The organism is Salicibibacter cibarius, assembly GCF_016495725.1.
GTDB lineage: Bacteria > Bacillota > Bacilli > Bacillales > Marinococcaceae > Salicibibacter > Salicibibacter cibarius.
Map to the genome: position 1 here is coordinate 918767 of NZ_CP054705.1, position 12381 is coordinate 931147.

Below are 12381 nucleotides of genomic sequence, written 5' to 3' on the forward strand. Positions count from 1 at the left end.
TTTTCATCTTCACATCAGAGGTATATGGGATCATTCCAGCAAGCTCATCAAGGGCTGTATATGTCCATCTGACTCTATACGTGTTGACTCGCGCTCATGTTTCCGAATGGCTTGCTCTAAAATCTCCAAGCCCTCCTCACCAGTGTAAGTTCGACCGGCATTAATATCTTCGTGACTTCCTTCCATTTGGCGAATAACATTGGGATCTTTAGCTAATTCAGAGGGATTAAAACCAGACTGGTCACCATCCTCAATTTTCACTGAAACATTGAATTCACTCTCGATAAGTGCTACAAGATCACTTATCTCAAGTATTTGTTTATCCTCCAATTTTTGATATAATTGGTCTTTTGTCATAAATGACATACCGCTCACCATCCTCAAGTGTAAGTATATCATATTTTATTTCAAGCTAGTAAAGGAGTGACCCCTGAACATGCCGGGATCACTTCTGCTAATGACTGTTTATTCGGCAAACAACCCGCCATAATCAGCAACTTTATCCCGCCAAACCGTGTGATAATGCGGGTTGTCGGGATGGCTTTCCCCTTCCCGGGATGTTAGTTCAATCCATACGCGTGGCCCGTCAATTCTGACATAAGCGCCCGTTTCTTCAACGTCCGGAGAGCCTGACCAGGCAATATGTGTGTTTTGCAGGGCATCTTCTGAAAAATAGGCGTTAAGCAACGCACCCCCGGCTTCGTCAGAGGCATCGTCCACCCAGGCTTTGATTGCCTTTTTAACGAAGGTTTGCTGTTTTTTATCCAGATCAGCATATGGAATTCCTACCGTTTCCGGATAATTCCCGTCTTCTTCGGGACCGACGACGACCTCGTCGAATTTTTCCTCCATTTCAGCGTTCTTTAGCTGTTCGTCATTCAGCGAACCGAGCATCGCTTCCATACTTGTGATCCGGTCATCGATGGGACGATATGTCACATTATCCCACATGGTAAACGCTCGCGGCTCAACTCCCGTAAATTGAGGGGTAGCCCCTGCCTCCTTGCCGTTAAACACAAGATTCTCAGCGAGATGGTGCCCGCTGAACTGCACCATCCATGGCTCGTTATCCGAGGGTGTTCCAAGGAAGGAAATAAAATACATCCCTGATCCTAACGTGTCATCTTTGTATTCCGTGTGTAGAAATGCATCGGCTTTCATGATTTCCGTTAATGTTTGGTATCCTTCTTCACTTAGCGATGCTTTCATTAGTTTTAAAGCGGCTTTTATGCTCTCTTCGGACAAATCCCCGAGCGACATGCCATTGCGATTTTCATAAGTGGCCGGCACATTGCTCCATGTCGTAGCGTTTTCTTCGGTTAATTCATTGCGGACGAGTTCTTGTTGTTTTTCGCTAAGTGTGTCTAGAAAAGTTTCAGCAAGCGAGACTTGATCTTCTTCTTCCGTATTTTCATGAAGGGACTCATTGATCAGTTCAAGAAGGGAAGCTGTTTCTTCCGATTGGGTTTTTGTGATGGATGTTGTTGCTTCAACATCAAGAGGCATGGCAGAAACCATTAAAATCAAGACCATCGTTAATCGTTTTATTTTTTTTCCAAGGTTGTCCATCGTATTCCTCCATCTTTTATGTACGTCCTATTCATAGCTTGCCCAGAATTGGATTTGCTAAAATAAAAATCGGAGACGTTTAATGGATTTGCATGAGGCCACGAGCTCATTGCGCTGTCACAGAATTCTTCCGAGGAAGCGGCGTTCAACGAGGTGTAGCAAAAAACAGGCGCGAATCTGGTGTTGTTTTTATGCCTGAACAGCGCGAAAAACTCGGCGCCAAGGTAAAGTCAAAGTACAACAATTTATGACCCGAACTAGAGAGGGAAAACCGTTCCAAGGGTATCTAATCGCTCAGTTAGCACCCGAACAAAGATGATATATCGTTCCAAGGGTATCTAATCGCTCAGTTAGCACCCGAACAAAGATGATATATCATTCCAAGGGTATCTAATTGCCCGTTGGGACGTGAACGAAAGGTGTGCAGCCTGAAAAAGTACTCCAATCGTGACCGTTGGGACGTCTAACCACGTGCAATAACTAACAAAATGTTCGATGCTCGATTGTTTGAACTTTGGTAGCGACAAAATTTAAAAAGCGTATCCAAATACAGGCGTTAGGAAGAACAGTGAGGAAATTTGGCTCAGGGGACGCAAACCGCTTAGTTAGGAACAGAGGTAAAAATCCAGCTCAAGGGGGGATCTAACCGCTTAGTTAGCACCCGAACAAAAGATGTCCCAGGACATTCGTGAATATATTTTGGACTTTGACGATGCCCTAACTCGGCGCTCCTATTCATTGACAACCCTATGACGATGACTTATAATTATCACAGATATCAAAGGGGAGTAGCAGCTTATTTAAAGCCGTCATGACGGGAAATAATGCCCCGGCTTTAAAGGCAACGATGACGTTGTTTGCGAGACCTTTGCCTACGCGCAGGCAGAGGTCTCTTTTTTATTGCACCTTTGCCGGATATCAATTTTTATACGTTCGGTAAAGGAGAATTTCATTGATCTACATTCTTTTCATTCTCGCAATTATTGTCACGGTCTTTGCTGCCATAAAAATCTCTGCGTATTCAGACGCCATCAGTCGTTTGTCCGGGATGGGGTCGCTGTTAATTGGTACCTTCTTGCTGGCGGGGGCAACATCGCTCCCGGAAGTAACGACTAGTGTCTCGGCGATCTATCTGAATAATCCTGATCTCGCCGTCGGTAACGTCATCGGAAGCAACCTTTTTAATTTGTTAATTCTGGCTGTTTTCGACGTTATTTACAGACAGCGAAAAGTACTGACTAGCATCGATCGGCAACAACGGTACACCGCTCTGTTCGGTTTTATTATGATGGCCATCGTGCCAATTGCACTTTTTTTTACATTAGAGATTCCATTTTTCAACGTAGGTTTGGACACGTTGCTCATTATTGCTCTCTACCTGCTTAGTTTATGGGTGATGCGCCGAAAACCTGCGAAAGAAGAGAAGGTAAGCGGGGGAAGCGGCAAAGAGAGGTATACGTTGAAGGAAGCAGTGATCGGTTTTTTTGCCGCTGCCATTACGATTTTGATCGCGGGCACGCTCCTAACGTATGCTGGGGATCAAATCGCGGTTATCACCGGGTTGGGTTCGAGCTTTGTCGGAAGCTTCTTGATTGCAACGACTACGTCTTTGCCCGAAGCCATGACGGTGTTTATCGCTTTTAAGCTGAACAATTCAAACCTTGCCGCTGCATCGATCATTGGGAGTAACCTTTTTAACTTGCTTATTTTGTGTCTGTGTGATTTCTTATACGAAGGATCGATTTTGCAATCGGCATCCTCGAGTCATACGGCGACGTCTGTACTCTTGACTGTGAACAGCGCAATCTTATGTTACGCCATTTTTTCGCGAAATGGGCGAAACGTTTATTTAGGCCCTTCGATCGCTATTATCTTTTTCTACTTCATAGCAGCGGTATGGATGTTTATTTTGTGATACGATGGGGGACAACGAGCGAAGGAGTGATACGAGACGATGCAAATACCAGAAATCACACTGAATGACGGCATGCGTGTACCGACCGTTGGCTTCGGTACGTATGAATTGTGGGGAAACGAGGGTGTAGCGGCCATCACGAGTGCCATTGATCAAGGCTATCGCCTTATTGATACCGCGTATAATTATGAAAATGAGGGGACAGTCGGGGAGGCGGTCAGACGCACATCCGTTACACGCGAAGAACTGCTTATCACATCGAAGCTTCCCGGCCGATACCATACTTATGATCAGGCAGTGAAGGCGATCCAGGAATCACTTTATCGTGCCAATCTTGATTACTATGATTTATATTTGATTCATTGGCCGAATCCCATGCAAGATCAATATATCGAGGCGTGGAAAGCGTTAATCGATGCAAAAAAATGGGGGCTCATCCGCTCCATCGGCGTATGCAATTTCCTTCCGGAGCATATGGAACGGCTGGAAAAAGAAACGGGCATATTGCCAAGTATCAATCAAGTGGAACTGCATCCTTTTTTCAACCAGGACGAGCAGCGAAAATGGCATGAAGCACACGGCGTTGTTACCGAGTCGTGGAGCCCTTTAATGCGAATGGACGCTATTTTAAGCAACGATACGATTAAAAAAATCGCGGATAAGAACGGAAAAACCGCTTCTCAAGTGGTGTTGCGCTGGCATTATCAACTCGGCGCCGTTGCGATCCCGAAATCCGCATCTCCCAAACGCCAGCAGGAAAACATCACGATTTTTGATTTTGTTCTGGATGATGAGGACATGGTCGCTTTAAACGAATTGACACGTCCGGATGGCCGCAGAAACAACCTGGATCCGGCTGTTTATGAGGAATTCTAAGCTTAGAATACAATCAAAGTAGCTACCAAGAGGATATCTCAAGGGTAGCTACTTCGTCTTTCCAAAGGGGGTACACAAATGGCATTTTGGAAAAAAGCAGATAACCGAAAAAAACACCAGGATCAGGCGCGGGAATATTTAGTTGAGGACGAACAGCTTCTGCATACATATGGCTTGCTGATTGACTTTGTCGCTCTCACCGATCAAAGGGTTATTTTTGTAGAGAAATCATGGGTTTCGAAACGATCGGAAGTCGTCAGCATTCCTTACAGTAAAATTGAGGAAATTGCATTGTTGAAAGACCGGAGGATGTCGATCTCGAATCCCGTTCGCATCAGCACTCGTTCAAAAGATCATCAACTAAATTTGATCAAAGGCAACGATTCAGTCGGATTTTACAGGCAATTATCGAGACAAATAATGAAGGCGGGTGGGTAAAAGAAGATTTTTCATACATTGGTCAAATAATGACACAGTCGTCTGGAAATCAAGGGTGAGACTAAAGAGTTAAGGATGAAAAAACTCCAGAATAACATGGAACTTTTTTAACAATTTTAATTTGACAATTATTTTAAAGCGTGCAATAATAAATTATCTTCTCTTCCTCTCTTAGTCCTCTCTTTGGCCTTTCCCGTTGTCCCGTTGCCACACCTTTTCTCTCAAGATTCCTTTCATGAATACCCATTATCATTGTTGCCCTGCCTGTCAATCCCCTGAATTCTTCCGTATCAATACCATCCCAAAGAAAATCCTAATTGTTTTTAGACCGTATTTTTTCAATTCCAAAAGGAGGAGTTTTTGTGAGTCACGACATTTGCGGATTTAACAAAGCAGGTAATGAGATTTGTCATATTCGTTTTACAATGGGAGATTCAAATGCGTTAATCGTTTATGAATTATTCAATGCATCTGATTATTATGCAGGTGTAAGTGGGAATGGCCACAGCAAGGAAGTGTCATTATCGGAAGCCGAGAAAGCAATGACGGCCCTCAATCAATTACATCGTGATAATGAGCCCCATGACCCGAATAACGAATATTTAGTATATCTACGAAGAGAACTTGATAACTTTTTCATGAGTTGCTTAGACACAGCTCAAAAAGAGGGAAGTGTACGAGTGTCTTTCGCCTAAGTGCATAGCCTGCAGACGAGTGTGGACATCTACAGACCCTCGAAAATCAATTTTCCTTTCTGCTTTCCTTCCACTGAAGATTGCCCCTCTATGTAACTCTGTGAACCCTATGTAAGTTTCCCAAATATAAGCGTAGAAAATAAGGAAGGCAGGCTAAAACCGCCACCTCCTGTGGCAACGCCTGCAGAACCCACCTCGTGTGGGCCCGAGGAGGATCGCCATGAAAGATGATACATTATACGATGCCTTCAGTCACTGGGAAGAACTCAGTTCAACAAAAGAACAACGGGTGGCGTATGAAGAACGGGCGAAACAGATTATGGATGAAGAGGCTGCAAAACGGGAATTCGAACTTCGGAAACAAGACGCGAGAAGGGAAGGTTTAGAAGAAGGCAGGGAAGAAGGTAAGAAAGAAGGAAAACAAGAATCACTAGAAACCGTTGCCCGCAGCCTTTTAGAAGAAGGTTTGGAAATCGAATTTGTAGCTAAAACCACAGGGTTAGATAAAGAAAAAGTGCTTGAAATTCAACGTAACCTAGAAAAAAAGCACAGTTAAAAGAAAGCAAATTTGATTAAAGATCAAAAGCCCCGGTTGTACGGTGTTTTTGGTTTTTTGGTGCTGCGCCCTATAGCTTCACCTTTTTTTCCCCGCCCTAAAGCCTCATTGTTGTTGCATGAAGCCAAGAAGGCTACAATAAAATGAAAGAGATCAGTTGTGCAGTCTACACAGAGGCTGCCTTCATTTTTTATTAAAAGGGGTCTTCATAATGATTGCAACAGACGATAAAGATATCCAAGGATTAAAAGAAGCGGGGCAGGTGATCGCGGGTATTCGTGATGAAATGATCGGTCGGACGAAGCCTGGCGTGAAAACAATCGAGCTTGATGAATTGGCAGGGGAGATGTTTGCGGACAGTGGCGCGGTTTCGGCGCCGATCAGCACGTATGGTTTCCCGGGGAATACATGTATCTGTATCAATGAAGAAGTTGCCCATGGCATCCCCGGTGAGCGTACTATTCAGGAAGGGGACCTCGTCAACATCGATGTGTCCGGCGCTTACAACGATTATTGGGTGGATACCGGCATGTCCTTCGTCGTTGGTGAAGCAACACCATCACAAAGCCGGCTGCTCGAGGCGACAAAGAAAGTTTTTGATGCCGGATTAGCAAAGTTTCAGGCAGGGGGCAAGTTGAACAATGTGGGGCGCGCCGTTCATAAAACAGCAAGGGAAGAAGGGTTCAAAGTCATTAAAAATTTAACCGGGCACGGCGTTGGCCATTCCTTGCGTGACGCTCCCGATCATATTTTTAATTATTTCAATCCATGGGATCGAACGCTTATGGAAAATGGCATGGTGATTGCCTACGAGCCATTCGTCTCCACGAAAGCTGAACAAATTTATGAAAAAGATGACGGCTGGACGCTAACGACACGGGATAAAAGCATGGTTGCCCAGATCGAACATACCATTATCGTCACAAAAGACGAGCCGATCATTGTAACGTGAGGTGAAAAAGTCGATGAAAATTGAAGTTCTCCGGGAAGACATAACGACATTCGATGTAGATGCGATCGTTAACGCTGCCAACAAAACGCTACGTGGCGGAGGTGGCGTGGACGGCGCCATCCATCGCGCCGGCGGAAAAGAGATTCTGGAAGAATGCAAAGAAATAGGCGGTTGCGAGACCGGGGAAGCGGTGATCACCACCGCGGGAAAGATGCCTGCGCGCCACGTTATTCATACTGTAGGGCCGGTGTGGGACGGGAGCGAAAATAACGAAGACGAGCTACTTCAAAACTGTTATAAAAATGCTTTGCAGCTCGCGGTGGAGTATAACCTGAAAACGATCGCGTTTCCTAATATCAGTACCGGCGTTTACGGTTTCCCGAAGGAACGCGCGGCACGGATCGCTGTGGAAACGGTCGGGCAAATGTTAAACGACGACGAATCATCCGTTAAACAAGTATTTTTCATCTGTTTTGACAAGGAAAATTATGATTTGTATACAAATATATTAGAAGGATAACATACAGAAAAACGCACCCGGCAATTTGCTCTGGTGCGTTTTTCACGCTCTACACTAATTCATAGTTACTCACAATCTCCCGTACATGTTTCATCGTTTTATTCGCTGCTTCCTCAGCATTATAATTTCGACGATTATTTAAGACTGTTGCAGGCATCCATTTCCAGATTAATACAGTGCTTTCCTTAATAACCTTGAGATCACTTTCTTTTAAATAACCATCCTGCACGGATTTTTCTAACAGTCATCTCTCTCAATAAGTGATTTATATTTCACATTAAAGGAATATGTGTAGATAATCAAGATTGTGTCCCACTAACTTTCAACTCTTTCCTTACTTCCCTAAATAAGACGAAACATATAAACAACATTATAATGGTAAAAGGCGAGGCGATAACAATTGAGATGGTCCTTACTGCATCAACACCACCGGCTAAAATAAAAACTGTAGCGGCACCGGCGGTAATCACTCCCCAAGTGACTTTAACCAAAGTAGATGGATGGAGGTCACCATTATTACTAAGCATCCCCAACACAAAAGTGGCTGAGTCAGCTGAAGTAATAAGGAAAGTAAAAATCAAAACGATTGCAAGAACGCTAAGCAAAAATCCTAACGGCATGTTTCCAAAGAACACAAACAACGCGGATTCAACATCCGCATTAATATTGCTTGCCAGTCCTGTAAGTCCTAAATTATGAATTAAATGTAAAGCAGAACCTCCAATAACGGAAAACCAAACAAAAGATACCAATGAAGGGATTAATAAAACAGCTGCAACAAATTGTCTAATCGTACGTCCTCTAGATATTCTTGCTATAAATGCGCCGACAAAAGGTGCCCATGTTGTCCACCAAGCCCAATAAAATACCGTCCAGTTTCCAATCCAATTACTGGCTTCATCATTAAAAGCTTCCAGTCTCAAGCTCATGGGCACAATATTCCCAATATAGCTTCCCGTCGTACTGATTAGCATTTCAAAAATTTGTTTCCCTGGACCGACGATAATCACTAAAGCCATTACTAAAAACAATAACAGCATATTAAAGTGCGACAAGTATTTGATGCCGCGGCTTATTCCCGACCAGGAGGAAATAATAAAAAGAGCAGTAGCAATTCCGATGATAATGAGCTGGGTAGTGAATGTATTGGGGGTGCCAAATTGGTAATTCAAGCCACCGGAAATTTGCAATGCACTTAAGCCAAACGTACTGGCAACCCCCACTGCCGTAACAAAAACGGCAAGAATGTCGATCGTTTTTCCTGGGACACTATAAACTTTATCACCCAATACCGGATAAAAAATAGAGCTAATCGTTGTTGGCAAGCCTTTTCGATAACTAAAGTAAGCTAACCCCAGGGCTATTACACCGAAAATTGCCCAAGGGTGTAATCCCCAATGGAAAAAAGTATATTGCAGCGATACATTCGCAGCTTCTGATGTTGATCCTTCACCATAAGGTGGCGTAGTGTAGTGGCCAACAGGTTCTGCAACACTCCAGAACACTAAACCGACGCCCATTCCGGCAGCAAACAACATAGTAATCCAGGAAAAAGTACTATATTCCGGTCTTTCAGTATCCTTCCCTAATCGTATATTCCCGTATTTTGAAAACATCAAGTATATGCAAAGGGAAACAAGGATAGAACCTACCAAAAGATAAAACCAATTAAAGTTCACAACAGCAAAATCTAAGAAAGATGATGCTTGTTCACCTAACCAATCATAAAATAGAACACCTACGACGACAAAAACAATGCTTAACGTCAGAGAAATCTTAAAAACACTATGCGCTTTTAACAAAATATTCTCTCCTCAAGTACTTATTCGCAAACATTTGCAACACATAACCATGATTGTACCGTGATCATGATTATGAATCAACATGTTTTTTCTCTAATCTCGATGTAAATACTTACACCCCGAGGTGAGTCGGCTGCACCAGTCAATAGAATGAAAAAAAGAATGCTCCCGAAAAAGTATCTAACTTTCACGGAAGCATTCCAGAAAACAATGCTATGGCTTTATATGTTTGTCCGAAAGGACACTTTTAATTCTCTTAACGGATCATTCCATGCGGATCAATGACAAACTTTCTGGCTACGCCACTATCAAAATCACTATAACCTTGGGGTGCTTCATCTAAACCAATGACTGTCGCGTTCACTGCTTTCGCAATTTGTGCTTTCCCCGATAGAATTGATTTCATGAGATTGCGGTTGTATTGCATCGCCGGCGTTTGACCGGTGACGAAGGTGTGCGCTTTCGCCCACCCTTGACCGAATCTTACTTTTAAAGATCCGGTTTGTGCATCTTTATCGGCCGCTCCGGGATCCTCCGTCACATACAGGCCCGGAATGCCCAGTTTACCGCCAGCTTGTGTGACATCCATAATGGCATTTAAAACGGCTGCAGGTTGTTCTCCGGCATCAGCGCCATGGCCTGAAGCCTCGAAACCAACCGCATCGACCGAGCAATCGACTTCCGGAATGCCAAGTATTTGTTCAATTTGTTCACCCAACCGGTCATGTTTCGTCAAGTTTACGGTTTCACACCCAAAGCTTCTCGCTTGTTGCAGACGATCCTCATTCAAATCGCCTACGATAACGGCGGATGCTCCCAGTAGTTGAGCCGAGTGTGCAGCAGCCAATCCGACGGGACCGGCGCCCGCAACATAAACGGTTGAGCCCGGTCTTGCCCCGGCTGTATATGCCCCATGAAAACCGGTAGGGAAAATATCCGAAAGCATGGTTAAATCCAAGATTTTTTCCATCGCTTGGTCCTTATCCGGGAACTTCAGAAGTTGAAAATCTGCATAAGGGACCATCACATACTCGGATTGTCCACCTACCCATCCCCCCATATCAACATAGCCATAGGCTGCTCCCGGTCTTTCGGGATTAACGTTGGTACATATATGCGTTTTTTGCTCCTGGCACATGACGCATCGGCCACATGCGATGTTGAACGGAACGGAGACGAGATCGCCTTTGTTGATGAACTCGACATCCCTTCCTACTTCTATCACTTCTCCCGTTATTTCATGGCCGAGAACGAGCCCTTCAGGCGCTGTTGTTCGGCCACGCACCATATGTTGATCACTGCCACATATATTGGTGGTTACAACTTTAAGAATGACTCCGTGTTCACATTTACGACCAACGTTTGCAGCGGGAACGCCCGGCCCATCTTTTAAAACCAGATCAGGGTATTCAATATCTTGCACGGCAACACTGCCGGGTCCGGTATAAACGACACCACGATTTCCTGCCATTGTATTCCTCCTATATAACAGTTTTATAGATTATTAAATGCTTTAACCCCTGCTTCCGCGACTTGTACATCGTGGGGGACAGTACTTCCGCTTACACCAATAGCACCTACAACTTTTCCGTCTAGTTCGAGAGGAATGCCCCCGCCAAATACGACAAGACGTCCTTGGTTTGTTGTGTTTAAACCGTAGAGCTCGGCATGAGGGACTGTTGCCTCTGCTAAATTGCTCGTAGGCATTTTTAAAGCCACTGACGTCCACGCCTTATTTTGAGCGATATCAATACTCGCTAACCACGCGTCATCCATCCGATGTGTAGCAATGAGGTTTCCGCCGTCATCTAAAACAGAAATAACCATTTGAACGCCAACGTTTGAAGCTTCAGCCTCTGCTCCCTCAATGATTTTTTTCGCAATTTCCAAGTTCATTTTACTCATCTTTTTTCATCCTTTCTGTGAAAATAATAATGATATTGGAACCGATTGTTATTACATAAAATCACCTCCATTTAATTTAAGAATATTGTAACACAGAAAAAAATAGGGAATAAAATAAAAACTTTTTTAGTCAAATGAATTATGTGTGTTGATCGCTTAAAGAGTTGGTATATCAATGTCACAAGGGACCATTTAGGAAAATAAAAATTTAAAATATTTATACTTCCAGTGCATCATCCCACATATTGGGATTTCATATTTGATTAACGGGAAAACAGATGCTATTCTTTCTGCAATTAAGAACCAAAAAATAATTCGGGTAGGATGATTTTAGATGTCGCAAGTTTTAGAAAAAACTGCATTAATTTTAAATGCCTTAAAACCTACCGAGCATCAAATCGAGTGGAGTGCTACTGAACTAAGTAAAGATCTTAATATTCCAATACAAACACTGCATCGTTTACTGATCAGTTTGTCAAAACATGGTTTTGTGTATCGAAATGATGAAACGAAAAAATTTAAATTAGGGCTTAACCTAATGGAACTGGGATTGACAATACGTGATAATTTATCCGTTCGCAATCTTGCATTACCTGAAATGAGACACCTGTCAGAACTAACGAACGAAAGTGTCTACCTGACAATACCGGAAGGTCCAGATGGTATTTTCATTGAATGTATGGACTCTCCGCAATTGTTAAAAATTGTCGAGCCCGTTGGGATGCGTAGACCATTACATAAAGGAGGTTCTAAAAAAGTAATTCTCGCTTATTTAAATAAATGGCAACAAGACAAGGTTTTAAATGAACTAAGCGCCAGGTACCAGATTAAAGATATGGGAATTATACGGGATGATTTATTAGAGATAAAAAAGAACGGGTATGCTATTTCCCATAGCGAGACAACAGAAGGGACGACAAGTATAGCGTCGCCTATATTTTCATGGGAGGATGAAGTTTTAGCATCAATAAGTATTGCAGGTCCCGATTCAAGATTCAAAGAAAACCGAATGAGCCAGTTAATTCAACAAACAAAGGCATGTGCGAATCGGGTATCAGAAGAATTAGGTTGGATCAAAGCAAATAATTAAAGAGATTTTAAATTAGTGGTCAACACTATGGAAAAACACTACGCTTTCCATGGGCCCTTAGCT

13 protein-coding genes are annotated in these 12381 nt (G+C 43.3%); 8 read left to right on the forward strand and 5 right to left on the reverse strand.

Annotated features, from left to right (window positions below; all coding sequences use genetic code 11):
- Window positions 1-30: 30 nt before the first annotated feature.
- Window positions 31-366, reverse strand: a complete 336-nt coding sequence (locus tag HUG15_RS04675; RefSeq protein ID WP_200127454.1) for a hypothetical protein — start codon at window positions 364-366, stop codon at window positions 31-33.
- Between the two features lie 99 nt (window positions 367-465).
- Window positions 466-1569, reverse strand: a complete 1104-nt coding sequence (locus HUG15_RS04680) for a DUF3500 domain-containing protein (RefSeq protein WP_200127456.1) — start codon at window positions 1567-1569, stop codon at window positions 466-468.
- 952 nt (window positions 1570-2521) lie between these two features.
- Between HUG15_RS04680 and HUG15_RS04685 the strand changes: the two genes are divergently transcribed.
- The 7 genes from HUG15_RS04685 to HUG15_RS04715 all read left to right on the forward strand — a co-directional run bounded on the left by HUG15_RS04685 (window position 2522) and on the right by HUG15_RS04715 (window position 7521).
- Window positions 2522-3484, forward strand: coding sequence for a sodium:calcium antiporter (locus tag HUG15_RS04685; RefSeq protein WP_200127458.1), 963 nt, complete (start codon window positions 2522-2524; stop codon window positions 3482-3484).
- Window positions 3485-3523: 39 nt separating this feature from the next.
- Window positions 3524-4360, forward strand: coding sequence for an aldo/keto reductase (locus tag HUG15_RS04690; protein ID WP_200127459.1), 837 nt, complete (start codon window positions 3524-3526; stop codon window positions 4358-4360).
- 78 nt (window positions 4361-4438) lie between these two features.
- Entirely contained in the window at window positions 4439-4798 is a 360-nt protein-coding gene (locus tag HUG15_RS04695) for a PH domain-containing protein (protein WP_200127460.1), read from the forward strand.
- 362 nt (window positions 4799-5160) lie between these two features.
- Window positions 5161-5493, forward strand: coding sequence for a hypothetical protein (locus HUG15_RS04700; protein WP_200127461.1), 333 nt, complete (start codon window positions 5161-5163; stop codon window positions 5491-5493).
- 220 nt (window positions 5494-5713) lie between these two features.
- Window positions 5714-6049, forward strand: a complete 336-nt coding sequence (locus HUG15_RS04705; protein WP_200127462.1) for a hypothetical protein — start codon at window positions 5714-5716, stop codon at window positions 6047-6049.
- Between the two features lie 211 nt (window positions 6050-6260).
- Window positions 6261-7001 carry a type I methionyl aminopeptidase gene (gene map / locus HUG15_RS04710; protein ID WP_200127463.1) on the forward strand — a complete coding sequence of 247 codons (741 nt, stop codon included), beginning with the start codon at window positions 6261-6263 and terminating at the stop codon, window positions 6999-7001.
- Between the two features lie 13 nt (window positions 7002-7014).
- The gene (locus HUG15_RS04715) at window positions 7015-7521 is read left to right on the forward strand and encodes an O-acetyl-ADP-ribose deacetylase (RefSeq protein ID WP_200127464.1); all 507 of its coding nucleotides are present in this window, start codon (window positions 7015-7017) and stop codon (window positions 7519-7521) included.
- A 299-nt stretch (window positions 7522-7820) separates the two neighbouring features.
- On the opposite strand, the gene HUG15_RS04720 is transcribed toward HUG15_RS04715, so the two are convergent.
- The 3 genes from HUG15_RS04720 to HUG15_RS04730 all read right to left on the reverse strand — a co-directional run bounded on the left by HUG15_RS04720 (window position 7821) and on the right by HUG15_RS04730 (window position 11228).
- On the reverse strand, window positions 7821-9323 hold the full coding sequence (locus HUG15_RS04720; RefSeq protein WP_246516494.1) for a BCCT family transporter: 1503 nt from the start codon (window positions 9321-9323) through the stop codon (window positions 7821-7823).
- 256 nt (window positions 9324-9579) lie between these two features.
- Complete coding sequence (gene fdhA, locus HUG15_RS04725) at window positions 9580-10794, reverse strand: formaldehyde dehydrogenase, glutathione-independent (protein WP_200127465.1); 1215 nt, start codon at window positions 10792-10794, stop codon at window positions 9580-9582.
- A 23-nt stretch (window positions 10795-10817) separates the two neighbouring features.
- Complete coding sequence (locus HUG15_RS04730) at window positions 10818-11228, reverse strand: GlcG/HbpS family heme-binding protein (RefSeq protein ID WP_200127466.1); 411 nt, start codon at window positions 11226-11228, stop codon at window positions 10818-10820.
- Window positions 11229-11562: 334 nt separating this feature from the next.
- On the opposite strand from HUG15_RS04730, the gene HUG15_RS04735 reads away from it, so the two are divergent.
- Window positions 11563-12318 carry an IclR family transcriptional regulator gene (locus HUG15_RS04735; protein WP_200127467.1) on the forward strand — a complete coding sequence of 252 codons (756 nt, stop codon included), beginning with the start codon at window positions 11563-11565 and terminating at the stop codon, window positions 12316-12318.
- The last annotated feature ends 63 nt before the right edge of the window (window positions 12319-12381 follow it).

What these genes read in the sequence shown, in the direction of transcription:
- HUG15_RS04675 (WP_200127454.1), bottom strand. Translation starts at nt 366, where the DNA reads ATGTCATTTATGACAAAAGACCAATTATATCAAAAATTGGAGGATAAA.
- HUG15_RS04680 (WP_200127456.1), bottom strand. Translation starts at nt 1,569, where the DNA reads ATGGACAACCTTGGAAAAAAAATAAAACGATTAACGATGGTCTTGATT.
- HUG15_RS04690 (WP_200127459.1), top strand. Translation starts at nt 3,524, where the DNA reads ATGCAAATACCAGAAATCACACTGAATGACGGCATGCGTGTACCGACC.
- HUG15_RS04695 (WP_200127460.1), top strand. Translation starts at nt 4,439, where the DNA reads ATGGCATTTTGGAAAAAAGCAGATAACCGAAAAAAACACCAGGATCAG.
- HUG15_RS04705 (WP_200127462.1), top strand. Translation starts at nt 5,714, where the DNA reads ATGAAAGATGATACATTATACGATGCCTTCAGTCACTGGGAAGAACTC.
- map (WP_200127463.1), top strand. Translation starts at nt 6,261, where the DNA reads ATGATTGCAACAGACGATAAAGATATCCAAGGATTAAAAGAAGCGGGG.
- HUG15_RS04715 (WP_200127464.1), top strand. Translation starts at nt 7,015, where the DNA reads ATGAAAATTGAAGTTCTCCGGGAAGACATAACGACATTCGATGTAGAT.
- fdhA (WP_200127465.1), bottom strand. Translation starts at nt 10,794, where the DNA reads ATGGCAGGAAATCGTGGTGTCGTTTATACCGGACCCGGCAGTGTTGCC.
- HUG15_RS04730 (WP_200127466.1), bottom strand. Translation starts at nt 11,228, where the DNA reads ATGAGTAAAATGAACTTGGAAATTGCGAAAAAAATCATTGAGGGAGCA.
- HUG15_RS04735 (WP_200127467.1), top strand. Translation starts at nt 11,563, where the DNA reads ATGTCGCAAGTTTTAGAAAAAACTGCATTAATTTTAAATGCCTTAAAA.